Genomic DNA, 24102 nt, shown 5'->3' on the forward strand with positions numbered 1-24102 from the left:
CGGTCTTGTCAAGTGCCTGTTCATGCACCTGAGCAGGAATGCCGAGCCCGATCTAGACTGAAATCACTGTTCACCTCCTGGTGCCCGTGATGGGGTTGCGCGCCAAGCTCTTGCTGCTGTTTTTCACCTGCTTTGGCTTGATGGCCTTTGCAGCCATCACCCTGTTGTTCCGCAGCCTGCACGGCAGCTTTGCCGACATCGAACGCAACAACGCGCTGGAGCAGATGAACCAGTTGGTTCGCAATGTCGAGTCCGAGCTGGAACATCTGAACCAGATCACCGTGGACTGGGCGAACTGGGACACCATGTACGAGTTCGCCCGCACGGGTGATCTGGCCGGGGCCGAAAGCGACCTGGGCCATGGCGCCATCAATAGCGCCGCACTGAGCATGATGACCGTGTTTGACCGTGGCGGACGTCAGCTGGTGGTGGTGGCCGTGGATGGCAATGGTCAGCCCGCCGCGGATTTTCGCGCTTACGCCCCGCTGTTCACGACCCTGCCCAGACAATTCGCCCGCCGCGGTACGCCCCATGGTTGCGGGCTCACGCGGGCGGCGCAACAGATACTGATGGTGTGCTGGCAACCCATCCACCGCGCGGATCGCGGCGGTGAATCCAGCGGTGTCGTCGTGCTCAGCCGCACCTTGGACGCCACGATTCTTGGTCGTATCCGTCAGCAAAGCGACCTTTCCTTCACCGTCTCCACCCTGCCGCCGGGGCTCTCGCTGGCGGGCAGCGGCACCACGGCCAGTAGCCGCATCGGGCCGCGCAATGTCCGTTTCCTCAACGAACCGGCCGGGGTGATCGAGGCCTTGCTGCTGGATCTGGATGCCTCCCCGGTTGCGCAGGTGCAGTTACAGTTCCCGCGCGAGGTGACGCGGCAAGGCGAGGAAGTTACCTGGCAGGTCATCCGTACCCTGCTGATGGTTGCCCTGCTCAATGGCGTGGCCTTGCTCGTAGGGGTGCACGTGCTGATGGTCCGGCGGCTGCGCAAGCTGGGACAGGGCCTGCAGGCCATCGGGGCATCGCACCAGTGGTCAGACAGGCTGGCGTTGCCTCGTGGGCAGGATGAGCTGGCCGCGCTGGGGCGCGATATCAACGTCTTGCTGGGCGTGATCGAGGAACAGGTGAGCGAGCTGGAGGTGCTGTCGATGACCGACCCGCTGACCCAACTGGCGAACCGTCGTGCTTTCGATAGCCGGGTGAATCTGGAGCTGCGCCGCCACGCACGGCTCGGTACGCCACTATGCCTGCTGTCACTGGATGTGGACTTCTTCAAGCAGTACAACGACCACTACGGCCACCCTGCTGGCGACCTGGTCCTGCAGTCTCTGGCGCGCACCCTGCGCTCGGCTGTGCATCGCCCTGCTGATCTGGTGATACGCATGGGTGGGGAAGAGTTTGCCCTGCTCCTTCCCGATACCGATACCGAAGGCGCTTGCCGGATTGCGGAGCAGATTCACCGCCAGTTGCGGATCGAAAGCCTACCCCATGCTTACTCGGCAGCAGCCAGCCATGTCACGGTGAGCATCGGCATTGCCGCGGCCCGCCGTGACACGATTGCCAGCCTGACCCAGCGTGCGGATGAGGCGGTATACACCGCCAAGCGCAACGGGCGTAACCAGACTTGCGTGGCCCCCTTGCCGGAACCGGCCAGCGAGACAGCGCCGGATTAATGCACCAGCAAGGCTCGGTACTTGGGATCTTCGTCTTCAAAGACGTCATCCCCACCACTTAGATGTGCACGTTGCAGGCAATCGCGCGCGCTATCGGTCTGGCCCAGTTCCAGCTCGCATTGCCCCAGACGCAGCAGGATGAAGGGATTGTCCTCCCCCTCAGGGCAACTGCGCGCCAAGGCCAGTGCCTCCCGGGCGCGGCCAAAATGGGCCAGCTGGAAACAGGCGTCCCCCACCGCAGCCAGCACCCAGGTACTCGCCTCCCAGCGCTCGGGATCGCTGGGCAGGAGCGCGCGGGCTTCCTCGTATTTCGCCAGGGCAGCATCAAAGTGTCCTTTGTCGAACAGCTTGTCGCCTTCATCAAGAAGGGCCTGGATGGGTTCGTGGAGGATGGCGGGCAGGGCAGTCATGGCAGTCTCGGCGGCAGACCAGCCGCAGGGCCGGTCGGGGTCGGGGTGGCGGGTCATGGACGATTCACGTGAATCAGCCCGTAGCCTGGCTAGCAGCTTAGTCCAGATGGCGCCAAGGCAACACAGAATCCGACAACCTGTGTGCCAGACCGGCAGGCATCAGTGCCGATCCAGATAGCGCAGTAGCCGGGCGGCAATCTCGGTGTTGTCCTGGAAGCCAGCAAAATCCCGTGACCAGCGGCCGTAGGCCAGCACCGGCACATCGGCAGCCGTGTGGCCACCGGTGGTCCAGCCCGTACTCGAATAGCGGTCTACCAATTGTTTGGCCAGCTTGGTCAGCGGCTTGATGCCGGCACTACGTGCAGCAGCCAGCTCGGCCTGCTCCGCGTCCTTGAGCACAATAGCCGTGCCATCGAGCCAACCCTGGTACAGCGCCTTGTCGTCTGCGAGTGGCAGCAGGCGCTGTGCCAGCACGTCGGCACTCTGGCGCACCCCGCGCACCACATCGCGCTTCCACTCGTAGCGGCCCTGCGCGCCCAGCGAGAGACCGCCGGTTTCGTGGTCGGCCGTGATCACCAGCTGGGTGTCGGGGTGGGCATCCACATAGGCGCGGGCCACTTTGATGGCCTCGCCAAAGTCGTGCATCTCGGCCATGGCGCAGGCAATGTCGTTGGCGTGGCCGCACCAGTCGATCTGGCTGCCTTCGATCATCATCACGAAGCCCTGCTTGCTGCCGCCCAACAAGGCCAGGGCCTTGCTGGTCATCTGCGTCAGCGGCAGTTTTTCGGGGTGATCGATGGTGGGCGGCAATCCGTACGGTGCCAGCAGCGCCAGTGCCGGTAACGCCGGCAGGGCTTTCATGGCAGCCCAGCTATCCGCGTAGTGGTAACCCGCGGCCTGAAATTCCTTCGCGATATTGCGGTCGGCACGGACAAAGGAATCGGTGCCGCCACCCAGCATCAGGTCCGCAACAAAATGGCCCGCCACCTTGCGATCCACATATGCATCCGCGATCGCATTCATGTTCTTGCGGTGCGGGTTGTGCGCTAGAAAACTCGCCGGTGTGGCGTGGTTGATCGGCGACGTCACCACCACACCGGTGCGCTTGCCGCGGCGCTTGGCTACCTCGAACAGCGTTTCCAGGGGCTGATGCTGTTTATCGACCGAGATCGCGCCGTTATAGGTCTTGTGCCGCGTGGCCAGCGCAGTGGCGCCAGCAGCGGAATCAGTGACCACCGTGTCGTCATCGGGATAGGTACTGGCATTGCCTACCCACAGCTCGTCGAACACCGTGCGCTCGACAGCCTTGGTCTCGAGCTTGTCCATGTAGTAGCGATACGCCGCCAGATAAGCCGGGCCCATGCCGTCGCCGATCATGTAGATGATGTTCTTGGGTACTTTGGCGGGCTTGGGTGCGGCGATGGCGTGGCTGGCAAACAGGGCCGCAGTCAGCAGGGCAAACGGGGCAAGGCGCATGGGCAGAGGAACCGGCTTGTTCAAATCAAGGTCGCCAGCATAGCGCCCTTGCGGCGCGCCACAAAGACAAAGGGCGCTCTTTGCGGGAGCGCCCTTCGTGGCGTAACAGTGCAGTGCGGCTGCGCCTTATTGCACCCTACGGTGGCTTAGCGGTATGCGTCGATGCTCGGGCACGAGCAAACCACATTGCGGTCGCCGTAGGCGTCGTCAATGCGGCCTACGCTGGGCCAGAACTTGTTGTCGCGTACCCAGTGCAAGGGGTAGGCGGCGGTTTCGCGACCGTATGGGCGCTCCCACTCACCGACAACGGCAAACTGCGTGTGCGGGGCGTTGCGCAGCGGGTTGTTATCCAACGGCCACTCGCCTTGCTGGACCATGTCGATTTCCATGCGGATGCTGATCATGGCTTCGATGAAGCGATCCAGCTCTTCCTTCGACTCCGACTCGGTCGGCTCGATCATGAAGGTGCCGGGCACAGGGAAGCTCATTGTCGGCGCGTGGAAGCCGTAGTCCATCAGGCGCTTGGCGCAATCGACTTCGGTCACGCCGCTGGCGGCCTTGAGCGGGCGCAGATCGACGATACATTCGTGCGCCACACGGCCATTCTGGCCCGTGTACAGGATCGGGTAGTGCTCGGCCAGCTTCTTGGCAATGTAGTTGGCGTTAAGCAGCGCCACTTGCGTGGCCTTGCGCAGACCCACGCCACCCATCATGCGGATGTACATCCACGAGATCGGCAGGATGCTGGCCGAACCGAACGGCGCAGCGCTCACGGCCGTCTGGCCGCGGTGCGGGCCGTCGATCGGCGACACAACGTGGTTGGCCATATACGGGGCCAGATGCGCCTTCAGACCGATCGGGCCCATGCCGGGGCCGCCGCCACCGTGCGGGATGCAGAAGGTCTTGTGCAGGTTCATGTGGCTGACGTCAGCGCCGATTTCGGCGGGCTTCACCAAACCCACCAGGGCGTTGAGGTTGGCGCCGTCCATATAGACCTGGCCGCCGTGGCTGTGGATCACGTCGCAGATTTCGCGGATCGCGGCTTCGAACACACCGTGCGTACTCGGGTAGGTGATCATCAGGCACGACAGGTTCTGGCTGTGCGCCGCGGCCTTTTCCTTGAGGTCGGCCACGTTCACGTTGCCGTTCTCGTCGCAGGCCACCACCACCACCTGCATCGACATCATCTGCGCGGTAGCCGGGTTGGTACCGTGGGCCGATTGCGGAATCAGGCAGATATTGCGATGCCCGTCACCGCGCGCCTCGTGATAGCGGCGGATGGCCAGCAGGCCGGCGTATTCGCCCTGCGCGCCCGAGTTGGGCTGCATGCAGATTTCATCAAAGCCGGTAATCGCCTTGAGCTGCTCGGCCAGGCTTTCGATCAGTTCGAGGTAGCCCTCGGTCTGGTTGGCCGGCGCAAACGGGTGGATATCGCCGAACTCGGGCCAGGTCACCGGGATCATCTCGGCAGTGGCGTTGAGCTTCATCGTGCACGAGCCCAGCGAGATCATCGCGTGATCAAGCGCCAGATCCTTGTTCTGCAGCTTCTTCATGAAGCGCAGCATTTCGGTTTCGGTGTGGTGGGCGTTGAAGACCGGGTGGGTCAGGATCGCGTCGGTACGCAGCACATCTGCCGGCAGGCGCGTCACGCGGTCCTGATCCAGCGTGTCCACATCGAGTGCCTTGGCGGCATCACCCAGCAGAGCGGTCCACAGCGCCTTCACATCATCGCGCGTGGCTTTTTCGCCAAAGCTGATGCCGAGCTGGCTGCTGCTGATATGGCGCAGGTTGTAGCCAGCGGCCTGTGCCGCGTTGAAAGCAGCGTGCGCCTTGGCACCGAGGTCCACGACCACGGTGTCGAAGAAGCGGCGCGTCTGCACATTCACACCCACGCGCTTGAGGCCTTCGGCGAAGATGGCGGTGAGGCGATGGATGCGCTCGGCAATGCGCTTGAGGCCGACCGGGCCGTGGTACACGGCGTACAGCGAGGCCATGTTCGCCAGCAGCACCTGCGAGGTACAGATATTCGAGTTGGCCTTTTCGCGACGGATATGTTGTTCGCGCGTTTGCAGGGCCATGCGCAGGGCCGGGTTACCGGCGCTGTCGACCGACACGCCGATGATGCGGCCAGGCACCGAGCGCTTGTATTCGTCGCGCGTGGCAAAGAAAGCCGCGTGCGGGCCGCCAAAGCCCATGGGCACGCCAAAGCGCTGCGCCGAACCCAGCGCCACATCGGCACCGAGCGAACCCGGCGACTTCAGCAGCACCAGTGCCATCGGGTCGGTAGCCAGTGCCACCATGCCACCCATGGCCTTGATGGCGGCAATCGCAGCTTCGAGTTCACCGATTTCGCCATTCACGTTCGGGTACTGGAACAGCGCGCCGAACACTTCGTGATCCTTGGCTTCAGCCGGCGAGCCGTAGATCAGCTCCCAGCCAAACGCCTTGGCGCGGGTCTTCATCACATCGATCGTTTGCGGCAGCGCATCGCGGTCCACAAAGAAGCGGTTCGAGGCCGCCTTGGAGACACGGCGGGCCATGGCCATGGCTTCGGCCGCGGCGGTGGCTTCGTCCAGCAAGGAAGCATTGGCAAGTTCCAGACCGGTCAGATCCAGCACCAGCTGCTGGAAGTTGAGCAGGCTTTGCAGGCGGCCCTGCGAAATCTCGGCCTGGTAAGGCGTGTAGGCCGTGTACCAGCCGGGGTTTTCCATCACGTTACGCAGGATCACCTTGGGGGTGATGGTCTCGTGGTAACCCATACCGATAAAGCTGCGCGCGATCACGTTCTTGCTTGCCATCGCCTTGATCTCGGCCAGCGCATCCGCCTCGGTCACCGCGCCGGGCAGGGCGACTGGTGTACCACCCAGAATCGCGGCGGGCAGGGTGTCCTTGACCAGTCCATCGAGCGAGTCCGAACCCACCGTCGCCAGCATGGCAGCGATTTCGGTTTCGTCGGGGCCGATATGGCGGTGAATGAATTCGTCGTGGTGTTCGAGAGCGGACAGCGGCGTCATGGTAAGACTTCCGTAGTGAAGCGCGGGCGGCGCGGTTTGATGCAATGGCAAACCGGCCGCTTGTGGCGACCGGTCATTGGGGGAGCAAAGTTGGCGTCGAGCAGAACCGCAACGAGCGTCAGCGAGGCTCCCTCGCGGCGGCGAGGGCGGGGGGAGTGGAATCCATCAGCGAAGCGCGTCGGACCCGCCACTGCCGCCCAGCACCCGGCTCTGCCGGGTGCCTGCACTGCGGATTGACTCACCCGCAATGCTTGATGCGGTTCACGCGCCGATTTCGGCGGTGTAGGCGGCAGCGTCCATCAGGCCGGCGTAATCAGCCGGGTTGGCGGGCTTGATCTTGAAGAACCAGCCGGCGCCGTAGGGATCGCTGTTCACGGTGTCGGGGGCATCGGCCAGCGACTCGTTGACGGCGACGATTTCGCCGGCAATCGGGGCGTACACGTCGGACGCGGACTTCACCGACTCGACCACGCCGGCGCTGGCGTCGGCGGCGAGCTTGGCGCCCACGGCCGGGACTTCAACGAACACCACATCGCCAAGCAGGCTCTGGGCGTGATCGGTAATGCCCACGGTGATGCTGCCGTCGGCCTCAAGGCGCAGCCACTCGTGGCTGGACACGTACTTCAGATCGCTGGGGATATTGGTGCTCATGCTGTTCTCGAATGTGTTGGCCCGATAGAGCCAAGTGGATCGGTGCGCTGGCCGGATAGGCCACGGCCGGCGCAGATTCTACCAAAACTGTAGGGGATTCCGCCGCTGTTACAAGCACTTGCCGCGGCGTACACCCCGGGTTTGCTTACTCGTACACCTTCTTGCCATGACGCACGAAGGGCATGCGCACCACGCGCGCCGGTTGCAGCGTGCCGCGCACATCGACCTGCACGCTGTCACCCACCTGCACGCTCAGCGGCACGCGGGCCATGGCAATCGATACCTGCAGGCTGGGCGAGAATGTACCCGAGGTGATCTCGCCCTCACCGCCAGCGGTGACCACCTTCATGTGCGAGCGCAGCACGCCCTTGCCTTCGAACACCAGACCCACCTGCTTGAGCAGCGGCCCCTTGGCGGCGCGCTCGGCCTTTTCGGCTTCGAGCGCGGCACGGCCGATGAAATCACGGCTGGCGGGCTCCCAGGCAATCGTCCAGCCCATACCAGCGGCCAGTGGGGAGACAGTTTCGTCCATCTCGTTGCCATACAGGTTCATGCCGGCCTCCAGGCGCAGCGTGTCGCGCGCGCCCAGACCGGCCGGGGCCACGCCCACTTCGACCAGCTTGTGCCAGAAGGCAATCGCCTCGCCAGCGGGCATGGAGATTTCGAGGCCGTCTTCGCCGGTATAACCGGTGCGTGCGAAGAACCACTCACCGTGCGGCAAACCCTGGAACACTTGCAGGCCGGCGATCAGCTCGGCGGCATCCGGCTTGGCGGCCTGCGCCTTGGCAATCGCTTGCGGGCCCTGCACGGCGATCATCGCCAGATCGCGGCGCGGCGTGAGGCTCACGTCGAAATCGGCGGCGACCTTGCCCATCCAGGCCAGGTCCTTGTCGGTGGTACCGGCGTTGACGACCACGCGGTAGCCCCAGCTGGTACGGTAGACGATCAGGTCGTCAATCACCTTGCCGGCCTCGTTGTACATGCCCGAGTACAGCGCCTTGCCCTCAAAACCGAGCTTGGCCACATCGTTGCCGATCAGCTTCTGGAAGAAAGCAGTCGCACCGGCGCCCTTCACGTCCACGGCGGTCATGTGCGAGACATCGAACATGCCGGCGTCGTTGCGCACGGCCTCGTGTTCCTTGATCTGGGAGCCGTAGTTGATCGGCATTTCCCAGCCGGCAAAGTCCACGATCTTGCCGTTGCAGGCGAGGTGAGCGTCGAAGAGGGGGGTGCGGTGCGCCATGTTGTCTTCCTTGTGAGAATCGGTTTTGGCAATCAGGGGATAGTCCGTCACCGTCCTCCGCCCGCCTTGATACTGTGCGGGCGCAGGCGGCATTCGAACCTGCCCGGCCTGGGTCAGGCTGGTTTATAGACCAGACAGCCATCGAGCAGGTACTCACCCTGCCCGACGCGGCCATCCGGTTCGATACGGTCAAACGGCACCTCGGTGCCCTCCACCACGATATAGGCGGGGATGGGCTTGTCCTGATAGCGTCCCAGCACCGCTTCCGCGCGCTCATAGTCAACGCTCGGTGCTGCCGGCGAGGCCTCCGGGTGGGCGGCGCGCTCGGCCGCGACCTCGGCGAGACCGGCTTCGTGGGCAGCCGCTTCAGCGGGATGCTGCGGCAAGATGCGCAGATAGAATTTGAAGAAGGCCACCGGCAGGGTCACACGGCGCACATGCTTCTGGTTATCGACCGCGCAGGCAATGCCGAACTGGTGATGGCAAACCGGGCAATGGGCGGTGGCCGCAATGCCCAGATGGTCGTCCAGCAGGCGCGCAATACCGTGCATATCCCGCGCATGCAGCACATGGCCACACTGCTCGCAGGGTTTGGAAAACTGGCGCACCAGCGTGCCATTGCGGTAACGGATAGGCAGGAAATGATCGAGTCTGTCGGTGGGTCGCATGATGATGACTCAAGCAGCGGGCATTACGCCGGCGGTGGCGTCGGCGGGTGCTGCTTCGGCTTCTTCGGGTAGTTCGGCGGCGTCGGCCACCTCCAGCAATTCCTCTTCCTCTTCGACCACGGCCGCCGGCTCGCCGGTTTCCAGCAGGCGGCATTCGAGATCCAGATCGAGGTAATCGGTACGGATGGTCTGTAGTTTGACCGGTGTGCCGCGCGCCAATTCCGGCAGACCCGCAATGCGCATGATCAGCGGCAGGCCTTCAAAGCGCACCAGGTTCTCTTTGATGACCGTGGCGCCAATCTCGCGCACACCTTCCTGCTCCAGCCAGCGCAGGCACCAGTAGCGTTCCATCTTGCTCTGGAAATCCGCGTAGGCGTTGTAGGTCTGGTCAAAGTCGCGCAGCGCGGCGAACAGCATCGGGTCGCGGGCGACATAGCGCGGTGCTTCGCCAGTCAGCATTGCCACCAGCTGCTGCTGGTTGATGAAGTCGGCGGCGCGGCGCAGCGGCGACGAAGCCCAGCTGTATTGCGCCACGCCCAGGCCCACGTGCGGCGAGGGCTGCGTGGTCATGCGCACGCGGCCCATGGCCTGGGCACGATAGATGGCGGGGATGCGCGCATCGGCCAGCTGTTTGCCCCAGGTGCTGTTGCACAGGATCATCAGCTCGGCGACCAGCTTGTCCATGGGGCTGCCGCGCTTGCGCGGGTAGATGCGCACGCGCTTGCTGCCATCGGCCTGGGCATCGATCGCAAAGCTGTAGTCGGGGCGCTCGACGCGGTTCGGGTCGTGCTTGCCGCGCGCCTTCTCCAGCGCAATCGCAAAGCGGTGCAGATACAGCAGCTCGGTCTTCCACGGGTAATCGGGGCCGCCATCGGGCAGATTGACCGTGTCTTCGTTGAATACCGGGTCGAGATCATGGTGGCGCAGGTTGGCGGCGATATGCACCACATCGAGCCGGCTTTCGCTGGTCACGATGTTGAAGTCCGCATCCACCGTCACATACAGGCTCACCGCCGGGCAGTCGCGGCCTTCGGCCAGGGTAAAGGCCTCGACCACTGCATCGGGCAGCATGGTGATTTTGTCGCCGGGGAAATAAACGGTGCTCAGGCGCGCCAGCACCACCTGCTCCATCACCGAGTCTTTTTCCACGCCCAGCGTGGGCGCGGCGATATGGATGCCGACGCGAGTCAGGCCGTCGGCCAGCGGGGTGACCGACAAGGCATCGTCGATTTCGGTTGTGGCAGCATCATCAATACTGAACGCGCGCACACCAGCAGCGGGCAAGTCGGCCGGCGCCGCAGGCAGGGCGATATCGGGAAAGCCCGTGCCCTTGGGAAAGTATTCACTCAGGAAACCATCGCGCAGCCAGGCTTCCAGATCGGGAATCGCGCCGCAGCTTTCCAGCAAACGCAGCGGCGATTTTTGCGCGGCGTCGGAGGCGGCGGCCAGCGCTTTCCATTCGATGGTGTTCTTGTCGGGCCGGTGCAGCAACGCCTTCACATGCGATTTAAGCGCTTCGGGCAGCTTGCCGGCCAGCAGCTCGGCCTGCCAGCCGGCCATCATCTCGGCTTCACGGGCTTTCTTTTCCTGCCCGGCCTTGGCGGCGCGCAGGTTGTCCTCAGGCGCGGCTTTGTAGCGGCCTTTGCCCTTGCGGTAAAAGTACATGGGGTTGCTGTGCAGGCGCAGCACCATGGCGGCCTGCTCCAGCGTGCTGGGGCTGGCGCTGAAGTATTCCTTGGCCAGATCGAGGAAACCGAACTCCTCGCCACCGGCCACTTCCCAGATCAAGTCCAGGTCGATGTCCTCGGCCAGCGCATTGGCTTGCGGCATGAAGTCGGCCAGCGCGATCTTGTCGAAGCGCACACGCACATCGTGGGCCTTGATCTTGCTGCGTTTGCCGCGCGCATCCTCGACCTGCAGGTTGGCGTCCGACTCGCTCATGATGGCGGCAACCTTGAAGTCGCCGCTTTCTTCGAAGAATACGTTCATGCCGGCACGCCGCAAGGGCGCGGGGAGATGGGGGAGGGCGCGGATTATACCCGAGCCGCCGGCCCCCCGCCTCCCCGCTAGTCATGCATTTTCAAGCACTTGCCGCCACCGCTCGGCGCGGGGATTCATCACCGCAAACCACAGCGGCGGAATCAGCGCCAAGGGGATCATCGCCGTATAGCCCGAAGGCAGTTGCGGCGCATCCGGGCAAGGCTGCAAAGCCTGATACGGCTGGGCAGGGCGGGTATGGTGATCGGAATGGCGCTGCAACTGGTACAGGAACAGGTTCGAAAACAGCCTATTGGAATTCCACGAATGCACCGGCCGCACCGGCTCATACCTGTCCGGCCCGGTCTCGCGGCGCTGCAAGCCGTAGTGCTCCAAGTAGTTGACCACCTCCAGCAGCGAAAACGCCATGACGGCTTGGCCCAGCCAGAACAACAGCGCCCAAGGGCCCAGCCACACAGTCACTGCCGCCGCGATCAGCACCGGGATACCTGTGTGTCGCCACATCGCATTGCGCCAGGACCAAGGCGATACCTGCAGGCGTTGCATGCGCTCGAACTCCAGCCGCCAGGCCGATAGCCAAGTGCCCCGCACACTGCGCCACCAGAAGCGGTAGTAACTCTCGCCCAGCCGCGCGCTGGCCGGGTCGCCCGGCGTGGCCACCCAAGCATGGTGGCCGCGATTGTGTTCGAGCGTGAAATGGCCGTAACACACCGGTTGCAGCAGCAGCTGCGCAAACAGGCGCTCGGTACGGGTCTTGCGGTGTCCCAGCTCGTGCGCCACCACAATGCCGATGCCGCCCACTACGCCCATCGACAGCGTGGCACCCACGCGGTCAGCCCAAGACCAATCGCCCTGCGCCGACTGGATCAGCCCCAGCACCAGCGCCGTCCAGTAAGCCAGCACATAGACCAGCAAGAGGCCGTCAAACCACAGGTGGCGACGCGCCAGGCCTTCCTGTCCCGGCGGAGTCGGGTCTTCGCCCAGCGCCACATCGATGAGCGGCGAAATCACAAAGGCCACCACCAGCAGATGCCAGGCGTGATAACCGCCCACAAAAAAGCCGCCCACCGCATGCAGCGGCCCTAGTAAGGCCAGCACAAAGCCGATGTGCTTGAGGATGCGCCAGTATATGGTTGGTGCATTGTGCATGCGTGCGCCCCCGCGATGATCCGGTAGAGCCTGCAATCTACGCCCTCACCGCCTGAGCAACAAGTCACTGAGCCGACAAGGATTTCGGTCTACGCCACGCATGCCGCACGCGGCGATGGAACGAAGCCTGTGCACTGCACGGCGGCTGTTAAAATGCCGCCACCCTGCATCTGGCGCCATTCATGTCTTCTTCCCTGCTCCAAGGTCTGAACCCCGAACAACTCGCCGCCGTGACGCTACCACCGGTTCCCGCGCTGATCCTGGCCGGCGCTGGCTCTGGCAAGACCCGCGTGCTGACCACGCGCATCGCCTGGCTGCTGAGCACCGGGCAGGTGGGCCAGCACGGTTTGCTGGCGGTGACCTTTACCAACAAGGCCGCCAAGGAAATGCTCACGCGCATTTCGGCACAGATGCCCATCAACACACGCAGCATCTGGATCGGCACCTTCCACGGCCTGTGCAACCGTTTCCTGCGCATGCACTGGCGCGAGGCCGGATTGCCGCAGGCGTTCCAGATTCTCGATGTGGCCGACCAGCTCGCCGCCATCAAGCGCATGCTGAAGGCGCTGAATGTGGACGACGAAAAGTACCCGCCGCGCGACCTGATGCACTTCATCAACGCCAACAAGGAAGAAGGCCGGCGCGCGCATGAGGTGGAAGCCTGGGACGACTACACGCGCCAGCTCAAGCAGCTCTACGAGGAATACGAGCGCCAGTGCCGGCGAGAAGGCGTGGTCGACTTTGCCGAGCTGCTGCTGCGCAGCTATGAGCTGCTGCGCGACAACGCCCCCCTGCGCGTGCATTACCAGCAGCGCTTCCGGCATATCCTCGTCGATGAGTTCCAGGATACGAACCGGCTGCAATACCGCTGGCTCAAGCTGCTGGCCGGCAAGGACGATTACACCGGCCTCTTGGGCCGCGTCGCCGGCGGCGATGCCCCCAGCGAAACCGCCGCCGTGTTTGCCGTGGGCGACGACGACCAGAGCATCTACGCCTTCCGTGGCGCCAATGTGGGCAACATGGCCGACTTCCAGCGCGACTTTGCGGTGGAAACGGTGATCCGCCTGGAGCAGAACTACCGCTCGCAAGGCAATATCCTCGACGCCGCGAATGCGCTGATCGCCCACAACCGCGGCCGCCTGGGCAAGAACCTGTGGACCGAAGCCGGCGCAGGCGACCCGATCCGCGTATTCGAAGCCGCGTCCGATTACGAAGAAGCGCAGTTCGTCGTCGATGAAGTGCGCCAGTCGCACCGTGATGGCCTGCCGCTGAGCGACATGGCCGTGCTGTATCGCTCCAACGCGCAATCGCGCGTGCTCGAACATGCACTGTTCCAGGCCGGCGTGTCCTATCGCGTTTACGGCGGGCTGCGCTTCTTCGAGCGGCAGGAAATCAAGCATGCGCTGGCGTACTTGCGCCTGATGGTGAACCCGGACGACGACAACGCGCTCTTGCGCGTGATCAACTTCCCCGCTCGCGGCATCGGTAACCGCACGCTGGAGATACTGGGCGAAACCGCACGCGGCACCGGCACCAGCATCTGGCAGGCCGCTTGTGGCGGGGGGGCGGGGCGCAGTGCCGCGGCCGTGGGCAAGTTTGTGGGCCTGATCGAAAACCTGCGCGCGCAGATGGAGGGCCTGAGCCTGCCCGAGCTGGTGCAACTGGCCATCGAGCAAAGCGGGCTGATCGAGTTCTACCGCAACGACAAGGAAGGCCAGGACCGGCTCGAAAACCTGGATCAGCTGGCCGCTGCCGCTGCGCGTTTCGTGCAGGAAAACGAAGACAGCGTGACCGACTTCCTGGCCCAGGCCAGCCTGGAGGCCGGCGAACACGAAGCCGCGCCGGGCCAGGACGCGCTGCAACTGATGAGCGTGCACGCCGCCAAGGGGCTGGAGTTCGACACCGTGTTCCTCACTGGCGTGGAAGAGGGCCTTTTCCCGCACGACAACAGCCTTAACGACCCCGAAGGGCTCGAAGAAGAGCGCCGGCTGGCTTATGTAGCGATCACGCGGGCACGCCGCCGCCTCTATATCAGCCTCGCGCAGAGCCGCATGCTGCACGGCCAGACGCGCTTTGCGATTGCCTCGCGCTTTCTGAGCGAAATCCCCGAAGACCTGCTCAAGTGGATCAACCGCGGCTATGCCCCGGCGGCCATGCCGGCGCGCAAGGCGGAATCATCGGCGCCCGAGCATGGCTTGCGCATGGGCGCGTCGGTCGAGCATCCCAAGTTCGGTCGCGGTGTAGTGATTGATTACGATGGCACTGGTCTCAACGCCAATGTGCAGGTGAACTTCGGTGCTGCCGGGGTGAAGTGGCTTGCGCTTGAGTACGCGCGGCTTACACTGGTTAACTGAGGCCACGTTGTTTCGGGGCGCCGGTGCGCGCCTCTCAAGCATCCCGTAGCGGAAGCAGGACACACGGCGAGTCGACGGAGGATGTAAGCAATGGCGGATCTAGCCGGCAATTCGGCCCTGTTTGCAGCGCGCACCGCGCGTGCCGTGGGCGACGATAGCCATGACGAGGTGTACCAGGCTGCGCGCAAGGGCCAGATCGAGATCGACTACGCTACCAAGCGTTTTCTGGTGATCGACGCCGTGCAGGAAATGCGCGCCGCCATGAACAACACGCTGTCTACCTTCGGCGTGACCAAGATCGAGTACGCCCACCGCGCCACTGAAGCCATCGGCATGATCAAGCGCGGCGACTTTGACGTGATCCTCTGCGATTACGACCTGGGCAACGGCTACGACGGCCTGCACCTGCTCGAAGAACTCAAACTGCGCAACCTGATCAAGCCCTCGGCAATCTTCATGGTGGTGACGGGCGAGCGCCGCGCGCGCATGGTGATCTCCGCCGCCGAACTGGCCCCCGACGATTACCTGCTCAAACCGTTTACCGGCGAGGAGCTCAAGCAGCGGCTCGACCGCATCTACAACAAGAAGGTCGAGTTCGAATCACTCGACGCGGCCATGCTCAATGATGACTACTTCAAGGCACTGGCCGAGTGCAATGAACGCATCGCCCGCAAGGACCCCTTCTTGCTCGACTTCCTCAAGATCAAGGGTCGCATCGCACTGAATATCGGCGACTACACCATGGCGCGCGCGACCTATGAAGCCGTGCTCGATGTGAAGGACATTCCCTGGGCGCGCATGGGGCTGGGCAAGGCGCTGTTCCATCTGAAGGACTACGCCACCTCACGCGAACTGTTCCAGACTATCCTCAAGGAAAACGACCGGGTGATGGAGGCCTACGACTGGCTGGCCAAGATCCATCAGGCCGAGCACGAACACGAGGAAGCCCAGCAACTGTTGCAGCAAGCAGTCGGGCTGTCGGCAGCCAATGTGTCGCGGCAGAAAAAGCTCGGCGAAGTCGCCATGCGCAATGGCGACTTCGATACCGCGGTCAAATCTTTCCAGCAGACGATCAATGTCGCCAAGTACTCGTTCTGGCGCGATGCCGGGGATTACTCGAGCCTGGCCAAGGCCCACCTGGGCACCGGCAACGTGATCGAAGCGTCCAAGGTCGCCGCCGATGTGCGCCGGGAATTCCGCTATGACCAGAAAGCCGAGCTACTTGCCACGGTGATGGAAGTGCAGGTCGCCATCAAGCAGGGCAGCGACAGCCGTGCCCAGCAGATCCTCAACAAGGCCAAGGAGCAGTTCAAGGCGGTGGGCAACGAGCTGCCCGATCATTTTGCGCTGGAAATGGCCGAAGCCTGTTACGCCTTGGGTGAGGATTCCATGGCCGGCGAGATCGTCCAGAAAATGGTGCGCAACCATCACGAGGACACGGCGCTACTGGAAAAGGTCTCCGCCATGTACGAGGCGGTAGGCCGGGCCGACTTGGGCCAGGCCATGATCGAGAACACCGCCAAGGCCATCGTCGCCATCAACAACGAGGCCGTGCGCATGGCGCAGGCCGGCGATCTGGAAGGCGCGGTGCAGAAGTTCAACCAGGCCGTCGAGGAGATGCCGGCCAATGTGCAGGTGATGCTCAACGCCGTGAACGCCATGCTGGCCTATGTGTCACGGCTGGGCTGGCATCAGGAATACATGGATCTGGCGCAGACCTATCTGGATCGGGTCAAGACGCTGGAGCCCGCGAGCATGAAGTACCTGAAACTCAAGGATGCCTACAACACGGCCCGGCGCCGGTTCCGGGTGTGATCCAGAAAGAAACCGACTCAAGGAGCGTCGCCATGCTGCGTCATGTTTTCGCCCTGTCCTGCCTGCTGGCCAGCCTGCTGCCGCAGGCGGCAGACAGCCGGGTAATCCGCATCGCCACCGGGGAGTTGCCGCCCTACGCGACCGAGAGCCGGCCAGACCAGGGCATTGCCCTGAGCATTGTGCGCCGTGCCTTCGAGCTGGGTGGTTACAAGGTCGAATACACCTTCCTGCCTTGGTCGCGCGCCTTGGCCGAAACCAAGTCCGGCCGCTGGGATGGCACCGCCTACTGGGGCCACAAGCCCGAACATGAACAAAGCTTCCTGCTCAGTGACAATGTACTGACCGAGCAGTGGGTGTTTGTGTATCGCAAGACCATTGATCTGGACTGGCGGACGCTGGCGGATCTACGTCCCTACCAGATCGCCATGATCAAGGATTACACCTACACCCCTGAAATCTGGGCCATGGCACAGTCAGGCGAACTGAAGACTGACAGCACGCCGGACGACCTGGCTGCCTTGCGCAAGCTGGTCAGCGGCCGTGTGGATATCTCGCCCATGGAACGCAATGTCGCCTGTGACCTGCTGGCACGCCACTTCAGCGAGGGTGAGGCCAACCGCCTGCGCGCCCACCCCAAGCTGATGACCGACAAGTTCACCACCCATCTGATGCTGCCGCGCAAACTCACAGAGAGTCGTGCCCGCTTGCAGGCTTTCAACGGTGGCCTCAAGAAACTCATTGCATCGGGCGAGCACGCCAAGCTGATGGGGCAGGTGCGCTGCCCGACCAGCTGGTCGAATCTGGTGACACGCTAGGCCTGACGGCGCGGCCTACACCAGGATCACGTCAAACTGTTCCTGGGTGTAGGCCGTTTCCACCTGCAGGGAAATCGGCTTGCCGATGAAGTCGGCCAGCATGGCCAGATTGGCGCTTTCTTCATCGAGGAACATGTCGATCACGGTCTGGCTGGCCAGAATCCGGTATTCCTTGGCATTGAACTGACGCGCCTCGCGCAGGATCTCGCGCAGCACTTCAAAGCACACGGTTTGCGCGGTCTTGATCTCGCCACGGCCCTCGCACACCGGACAGGGCTCGCACAGGATATGCGCCAGGCTTTCGCGCGTGCGCTTGCGGGTAATCTCGACCAGACCCAGGCTGGTGAAGCCCGAAACGGTGACCTTGGTGCGGTCCTTGGCCATGGCTTTTTGCAGCTCGGCCAGTACCTGTTCGCGGTGCTCGTGGTTATCCATGTCGATGAAATCGACAATGATGATCCCGCCCAGATTGCGCAGACGCAGCTGGCGCGCAATCACCTGGGTCGCTTCCAGATTGGTCTTGAAAATCGTGTCGTCGAACGAGCGCGTACCCACAAAGCCGCCCGTGTTCACATCGATCGTCGTCATCGCCTCGGTCTGGTCGATGATCAGGTAACCGCCGAACTTGAGGTTCACCCGCCGTGCCAGCGCCCGCTCGATCTCGGCCTCCACACCATGCAGCTCGAACAGCGGCCGCTCGCCCTGATAGTGCTCGACACGCGGCGCAACGTTGGTGACGAAGGCCTCGGCGAACTCGCTCATTTTCTGGAAGGTTTCACGGGAATCCACCACCACCTTCTGGGTTTCATCACGCACCACATCGCGCAAGACCCGCATCGGCAGGCTCAGGTCCTGGTACAGCAAGGACTCGGGCGGGAGGGTCTGGCCCTTGAGCTTGAGGTCAGCCCAGATACGGTTGAGATAATCGATATCCGCGCGCAACTCGCCCTCAGTAGCGTGCTCGGCCGAGGTACGGATGATGTAGCCACCATGGTTGTGATCCTTGGGCAGCATTTGCGCCAAACGCTCACGCAGGTGCTCGCGGCCTTCGCCATGCTCGATACGCTGGCTCACACCGATATGGTGCTCTTGCGGCAGCAGCACCAGAAAACGGCCGGCAATGCTGATCTGGGTAGAGAGCCTCGCGCCCTTGGTGCCGATCGGGTCCTTGATCACCTGCACCATCACGCTCTGGCCTTCAAACAGCAAACGCTCGATGCGCTGTGGTTCGTTGGGGTGCTGGCGCTGCTCGATCACATCGGCAATATGCAGGAACGCCGCACGCTCCAGACCGATCTCGATAAAGGCCGACTGCATGCCCGGCAATACGCGTTTGACCACGCCCAGATACACATTACCCACAATGCCGCGCTGCGCACTGCGCTCGATATGCAGCTCCTGGACCACGCCTTCTTCCGTCACCGCCACCCGTGTTTCCTGCGGCGTGACGTTGATCAGGATGTGTTCTTTCATGATGACTCTGCCAAAACCTTAAACCGCAGCGGGCCTGACCCGCTGGGGTTTGAGGTCTTGCCCGGCCGGTTCAACGCGGCGCCGGCATCAAGCGCAAACCCAGTTTGACCAGCTCTTCCCAAGCATCGCCCTCGCCCACGCCTTTCACAGTGCGATCGATCTGCGCGGCGTGGGTCAGCGCGGCCTTGAGCTGACTGGCCTTGAGCCGATCCAGCGCAGCCGGATAACGCTTCTGCTTGTCGCCCCAGACGCGGTTTTCGCGGTAGAGCTGCTGCAGATTGCCGCCTTGGGCACGGCCCAGCCCCACGCGCATCAGGGCGCGGATTTCGTCAGACAACGCCCACAGTACCAGATGGGGTGCTTCGCCCTCGCCCTTGAGTCCGTCGAGCATGCGGATATAGCGTGCGGCATCGCCCGCAACCAGTGCTTCGCCCAAGCCCCAGACATCGTAACGGGCCACGCTGGCGACGGCGTCGGTCACGGCCGTCAGATCCAGCTCACCGGGCGGATGCAAGAGCGCCAGCTTGTCGATTTCTTGCTTGGCCGCCAGCAGATTGCCCTCCACGCGCGCCACCAGCCAGGCCATTGCCTCGCTGCTGAGCCGCTGTTGCTGGCGTTGTAGGCGCTCGGCAATCCAGGCCGGCAGCTCGTTGCGGCCCACTGTCTGGCACTGCACGACTACGCCGGCCGACTCCAGCGCAGTAAACCATTTGCTGCTGAGCTGCGGCTTGTCCAGCTTGGGCAGCTGGATCAGCAGGATATTGTCGGGCGAGGGATTGGCCGCGTATTGCTGCAGTGCCTCGCCGCCCTCGGTGCCGGGTTTGCCATTGGGGATGCGCAGGTCAATCAGCTTGCGCTCGGCAAACAGGGAGATGGCCTGGCCCGCGGCCGCCAGTTCGTGCCATTTGAAGCCCGATTCGACCGTCAGGACTTCGCGTTCCAGAATGCCTGCGGCTCGCGCCGCATCGCGGACGGCCTGCGCTGCTTCCAGCACCAGCAGGGCCTCTTCGCCATGCACCACATAGAGGGGCGCCAGCGCACCCTTGAGCCTGGCCGGCAGGTCGGCGGGACGAATCTGCATCAGGCTGCCGGACGTGAAACGCCAGCAACCGGCTTGAGCGCAGCCAGACGGCGGATGATTTGCTGGGCGGCGTCCTGACGCATGTCGCGCACCAGCGCCTGCTCCTCGGCATCTTTGCCCAGCAGGTTGTTCTCGTCGAAGGAGTAATCACGGCGCAGCGTCAGTTCCGTGCTGGGAATGGCCGTCACGCCCGCCTGCCGCACCGCAAAGCGGACACGCAGGGTGAGCTGGTATTCACTGACGCGGCCTGAGCGGTTCACGGTCAGGATCTGTTTGTCCAGCGCCTCGCTCTCCACCGCCAGCTGCACCTCGGCCGCCTCTGCACCCACCAGCTTGAGCTCGGGGCGCAGACTGAGCTGTCGCTGGACTACGCCACCCACCCCCGTGGCCGAGCCTTGCAGGCTGATATCGCGGAAGGCAAAGGCGCTTGCGCCACCCTCGCCGCGCAGATGGAAGCCGCAAGCCGACAGGGCCAGGCAGGCGGTAAACAGGAAAGGGCGCAGGTTCATGAGCGATCCAGATCAGCGAGACATGACAACATTCAAACCCGAGCAACCGTAGGGTGCAAAAGCTACGCGCATTGCACCCTACGCATTGCGGCTTACACCACCAGGTTCACCAGACGGCCCGGCACCACCACCACCTTCTTCGGCGTCTGGCCTTCCAGGAATTTCTGGGCGGCTTCGCTGGCCAGTGCAATCTGTTCGATGGCCGCGCGGTCGGCACTGGCCGGCACCAGCAGTTCACCACGCAGCTTGCCGTTGACCTGCAGCATCAGCTTGATTTCGTCCTGCGTCAGCGCGTCAGCAGCCGGTTCGGGCCAGGCGGTGTCGATCAGCTCGCCGCTGTAGCCCAGCTCGGTCCACAGCGCCTGGCAGATATGCGGGGCGACCGGGTAGAGCACGCGCAGCAGCATGCCCAAGCCCTCTTTCAGCACGCCGGCATTGCTGCCCTTGTAGCCTTCGAGCGCGTTGAGCAGCTTCATGCAGCCCGACACCACGGTGTTGTACTGCAGGCGGTCGTAGTCGGCATTGATCTGCTTGAGCGTGCTGTGCAGTTCGAAGCGCAGATCCTTGTCCGCCTTGTCGGAAGCCTCAACGGCACCCGCCGCCTTGATGGCAGCCGCGTGCTTGAAGCCAAAGGCCCACAGGCGGCGCAGATAGCGCGATGCGCCTTCGACACCACTATCGCTCCACGCGGCGCTTTGCTCGGGCGGACCGGCAAACATGGTGAACAGGCGCGCGGTATCGGCACCAAAGCGGCTGATGATGTCCTTGGGCTCGACCACGTTGTTCTTGGACTTGGACATCTTCTCGATGCCGCCCATGACCACGGGCTGGCCGTCCGCCTTCAGCGTGGCGGCAATCGGGCGGCCTTTGTCGTCGTGCTGGACTTCGACTTCGTTCGGGTAGTACCAGGTCTTCTTGCCCGCCGCATCTTCACGGTAGAACGACTCGTTGAGCAGCATGCCCTGGGTGAACAGGCGCTTGAACGGCTCGTCGATCTTCACGAGGCCCAGATCGCGCATGACCTTGGTCCAGAAGCGGGCGTACAGCAGATGCAGGACGGCGTGTTCGATACCGCCGATGTACTGGTCCATACCACCGGCCATCCAGTAATCATGGCGCTCATCGACCATGGTGGCGGCATCGGGGCAGGTATAGCGCATGAAATACCAGCTCGAATCGACGAAGGTATCCATGGTGTCGGTTTCGCGACGAGCCGGCTTGCCGCACTGGGGGCAATCGACCTTGAGGAAGTCGTCGCGCTTGTTCAGCGGGTTGCCCGAGCCATCGGGCACGCAATCGGTCGGCAGCACCACGGGCAGCTGATCGTAAGGCACGGGTACGTCGCCACAGCATTCGCAGTGGATCATGGGGATCGGCGTGCCCCAGTAGCGCTGGCGCGAGATACCCCAGTCGCGAAGGCGCCAGGTGGTTTTCTTCTCGCCGATGCCTTGCGCAGCCAGATCAGCGGCCACGGCATCGACCGCCGCCTTGTAGGCGAGGCCATCGTACTTGCCCGAATTGACGGTAACGCCCTGGGTCTTGTCGCCATACCACTCGGCCCAGACGGTCGAATCGAAGGTCTGGCCTTCTACGGCCACCACCTGCTTGATGGCAATGCCGTACTTGTTGGCAAATGCAAAATCGCGCTCGTCGTGCGCCGGCACGCCCATCACCGCGCCATCGCCGTAGCTCATCAGCACATAGTTGCCGATCCAGACTTCGACTTGCGCGCCGGTCAGCGGGTGGGTCACGTACAGGCCGGTGGGCTGGCCTTTCTTGTCCTGCGTCGCCAGTTCGGCCTCGGTGGTGCCGCCGAGCTTGCACTCTTCGATGAATGCCGCGAGTTCCGGCTTGAGTTCGGCAGCGCGGGAGGCCAGCGGGTGCTCGGCGGCCACGGCGCAGAAGGTCACGCCCATGATGGTGTCAGCGCGCGTGGTGAACACCCACATCTGGCCGTCGCCGATCAGTTGGCCGTTCGCATCCTTGATGTCGTGGGCAAACGCAAAGCGCACGCCTTCGGACTTGCCGATCCAGTTGCGCTGCATGGCGCGGACCTGATCGGGCCAGCCGTCGAGCTTATCGATATCGGCCAGCAGCTCCTCGGCGTACTGGGTGATGCCGAAGTAGTAACCGGGAATCTCGCGCTTTTCGACGATCGCGCCCGAGCGCCAGCCGCGGCCGTCCACCACCTGCTCATTAGCCAGCACGGTCTGATCGATCGGGTCCCAGTTCACGACCTGGGTCTTTTTGAAGGCAACGCCCTTTTCGAGCATCTTCAGGAACAGCCACTGGTTCCACTTGTAGTAATCCGGATCGCAAGTAGCAACTTCGCGCGACCAGTCGAAGGCCAGACCCAGCGGCTGCATCTGCGCTTTCATGTCGGCGATGTTCGCGTAGGTCCATTCGGCCGGCGGCTTGCCATAGGCGATGGCGGCGTTTTCGGCCGGCAGGCCGAAGGCGTCCCAGCCCATGGGCATGAGCACGTTGTAGCCCTTCATGCGCAAATGGCGGGCCAGCATGTCGTTGATCGTGTAATTGCGTACATGGCCCATATGCAGCTTGCCGCTGGGGTAGGGCAGCATCGAGCAGGCGTAGTACTTTGGCTTGTTCTTGTCCTCAACAACGCGGTAGGCGTTGCGGGCTTCCCAGTGTTGCTGGGCGGCGGCTTCGACGCTGGACGGAAGGTACTGTTCTTGCATCTGGACTATCCTGAAGCGGTGCTGCGCGGCAAATGCGCGGCGGTGAAATGGCTGAAAGGCCGATTATAACCGAGCGACCCTGTTCAATCCGTCCGGAGTCAATGATGCGCAATGTGCTTGTCGCCCTGTTTTCCACCTTGCTCTTGAGTACCGGCCTGGCGGCGCCGGCCTCGGTGAGCGCCGTGAATCTGCCGGCCTGGATTGAGCGCGGCAGCACCGTGCGGCCCTTGATGCCGGGCCAGACACTCGAGGCGGGCGATGTGCTGCGTACCGGCAAGGGCGGCCGCATCTTGCTGACCCTGCCCGAAGGTAGCCAGATCAAGCTGGGTGAGCAGGCGGTCTTCCGGGCCGACAACCTCAATGTGTCCGACGGCAGGAAATCGCCCTTCAGCGCCGCCGTGCAGGTCCTGCAGGGGGCATTCCGTTTTACTACCGGCGCCCTTTACAAGCTGCGCCAGCGTGAAGTGGACATCAAGGTTGCCACCATCACCGCGGGCATTCGCGGCACCGATATCTGGGGCAAATCGGATAACGAGAAAGACCTGGTCTGCCTGCTGGAGGGCAGCATCTCGGTTGCCCATGAGGGTGAACAGGGCTTCCAGACCATGGACTCCCCGCTGGATTTCTACGTGGCCCCCAAGGGTAAGCCGGCGCTGCCGATTGCCAAGGTGGACATCAACAAGGTGATCAATGAGTGGGCACCGCAAACCGAACCGCAGGCAGGCCAGGGGCTGATGTCGGCCACCGGCAAGTGGCGCCTGGTGCTTGTGCAATCGGACACCCAGGAACAAGTACTGGGCTGGTATGACCGGCTGCGGGCTGCGGGTTACCCCGCCCGGGTCCGGCCCATGGCAGATGGCAAGTATCGGGTCAGCGTGGAGCAACTGGCCAGCGCAGCCGATGCAAAAGCTCTGGGCGAGCGGCTCAAGGCCGAGTTGGGCGTGCCGGTTCAGCAGGTGATCGGCATGGGTCGCTAAGCAGGATCAGCCTGCCGGATAGCCAGACCCTCGCCCGCCCCTGCCGGGCGATGTCATTGCGCGGGCGCTTGTTCACGCCGGGCGCTTTGTGTTC

Annotated in this window: 17 protein-coding genes; 5 read left to right on the top strand and 12 right to left on the bottom strand. The window is 63.4% G+C overall.

Annotated elements, in window-relative coordinates; all coding sequences use genetic code 11:
* The first annotated feature begins 89 nt into the window (after positions 1–89).
* Positions 90–1676, top strand: coding sequence for a diguanylate cyclase (locus O9X62_RS04480; protein WP_269531563.1), 1587 nt, complete (start codon positions 90–92; stop codon positions 1674–1676).
* Here the strand turns inward: O9X62_RS04480 and O9X62_RS04485 are convergent.
* The 8 genes from O9X62_RS04485 to O9X62_RS04520 all read right to left on the bottom strand — a co-directional run bounded on the left by O9X62_RS04485 (position 1673) and on the right by O9X62_RS04520 (position 12285).
* Positions 1673–2143, bottom strand: coding sequence for a tol-pal system YbgF family protein (locus O9X62_RS04485; RefSeq protein WP_269531564.1), 471 nt, complete (start codon positions 2141–2143; stop codon positions 1673–1675). The two genes, O9X62_RS04480 and O9X62_RS04485, sit on opposite strands and share 4 nt — an antisense overlap.
* 102 nt (positions 2144–2245) lie before the next feature.
* On the bottom strand, positions 2246–3562 hold the full coding sequence (locus O9X62_RS04490) for an alkaline phosphatase (protein WP_269531565.1): 1317 nt from the start codon (positions 3560–3562) through the stop codon (positions 2246–2248).
* A 146-nt stretch (positions 3563–3708) separates the two neighbouring features.
* A complete protein-coding gene (gene gcvP, locus O9X62_RS04495; protein WP_269531566.1) occupies positions 3709–6576 on the bottom strand; it encodes an aminomethyl-transferring glycine dehydrogenase in 2868 nt (955 codons plus the stop codon).
* Positions 6577–6837: 261 nt separating this feature from the next.
* Positions 6838–7227 (bottom strand): glycine cleavage system protein GcvH, encoded by a 390-nt coding sequence (gcvH, locus tag O9X62_RS04500; RefSeq protein WP_269531567.1) that lies wholly within the window; start codon positions 7225–7227, stop codon positions 6838–6840.
* Between the two features lie 145 nt (positions 7228–7372).
* Positions 7373–8470 (bottom strand): glycine cleavage system aminomethyltransferase GcvT, encoded by a 1098-nt coding sequence (gene gcvT, locus O9X62_RS04505; RefSeq protein WP_269531568.1) that lies wholly within the window; start codon positions 8468–8470, stop codon positions 7373–7375.
* Positions 8471–8583: 113 nt separating this feature from the next.
* Positions 8584–9138, bottom strand: coding sequence for a hypothetical protein (locus O9X62_RS04510; RefSeq protein ID WP_269531569.1), 555 nt, complete (start codon positions 9136–9138; stop codon positions 8584–8586).
* Between the two features lie 9 nt (positions 9139–9147).
* Entirely contained in the window at positions 9148–11127 is a 1980-nt protein-coding gene (locus O9X62_RS04515) for a ribonuclease catalytic domain-containing protein (RefSeq protein WP_269531570.1), read from the bottom strand.
* An 81-nt stretch (positions 11128–11208) separates the two neighbouring features.
* A complete protein-coding gene (locus tag O9X62_RS04520) occupies positions 11209–12285 on the bottom strand; it encodes an alkane 1-monooxygenase (protein WP_269531571.1) in 1077 nt (358 codons plus the stop codon).
* Between the two features lie 182 nt (positions 12286–12467).
* Here O9X62_RS04520 and O9X62_RS04525 point away from each other — a divergent pair, with 182 nt between their 5' ends.
* The 3 genes from O9X62_RS04525 (at position 12468) to O9X62_RS04535 (ending at position 17269) form a co-directional block, all read left to right on the top strand.
* Positions 12468–14639 (top strand): UvrD-helicase domain-containing protein, encoded by a 2172-nt coding sequence (locus O9X62_RS04525; RefSeq protein ID WP_269531572.1) that lies wholly within the window; start codon positions 12468–12470, stop codon positions 14637–14639.
* Positions 14640–14729: 90 nt separating this feature from the next.
* Positions 14730–16454 carry a tetratricopeptide repeat-containing response regulator gene (locus O9X62_RS04530; protein WP_269531573.1) on the top strand — a complete coding sequence of 575 codons (1725 nt, stop codon included), beginning with the start codon at positions 14730–14732 and terminating at the stop codon, positions 16452–16454.
* 32 nt (positions 16455–16486) lie between these two features.
* Positions 16487–17269, top strand: a complete 783-nt coding sequence (locus O9X62_RS04535; RefSeq protein WP_269531574.1) for an ABC transporter substrate-binding protein — start codon at positions 16487–16489, stop codon at positions 17267–17269.
* A gap of 15 nt (positions 17270–17284) precedes the next feature.
* On the opposite strand, the gene rng is transcribed toward O9X62_RS04535, so the two are convergent.
* The 4 genes from rng to leuS form a co-directional block, all read right to left on the bottom strand.
* Positions 17285–18742 carry a ribonuclease G gene (rng, locus tag O9X62_RS04540; protein ID WP_269531575.1) on the bottom strand — a complete coding sequence of 486 codons (1458 nt, stop codon included), beginning with the start codon at positions 18740–18742 and terminating at the stop codon, positions 17285–17287.
* A gap of 70 nt (positions 18743–18812) precedes the next feature.
* Entirely contained in the window at positions 18813–19823 is a 1011-nt protein-coding gene (gene holA, locus O9X62_RS04545) for a DNA polymerase III subunit delta (protein WP_269531576.1), read from the bottom strand.
* Positions 19823–20332: an LPS assembly lipoprotein LptE gene (gene lptE / locus O9X62_RS04550; RefSeq protein WP_269531577.1), complete on the bottom strand. Its 510-nt coding sequence runs from the start codon at positions 20330–20332 to the stop codon at positions 19823–19825. Before lptE ends, holA begins: the two co-directional genes overlap by 1 nt.
* A 92-nt stretch (positions 20333–20424) precedes the next feature.
* Positions 20425–23031 carry a leucine--tRNA ligase gene (leuS, locus tag O9X62_RS04555; protein WP_269531578.1) on the bottom strand — a complete coding sequence of 869 codons (2607 nt, stop codon included), beginning with the start codon at positions 23029–23031 and terminating at the stop codon, positions 20425–20427.
* A gap of 101 nt (positions 23032–23132) precedes the next feature.
* Here leuS and O9X62_RS04560 point away from each other — a divergent pair, with 101 nt between their 5' ends.
* Entirely contained in the window at positions 23133–24008 is an 876-nt protein-coding gene (locus O9X62_RS04560) for a FecR domain-containing protein (protein ID WP_269531579.1), read from the top strand.
* Positions 24009–24102 lie beyond the last annotated feature (94 nt).

The organism is Chitinimonas sp. BJYL2 (assembly GCF_027257935.1).
In the GTDB taxonomy this organism is placed as follows: Bacteria; Pseudomonadota; Gammaproteobacteria; order Burkholderiales; family Chitinimonadaceae; genus Chitinimonas.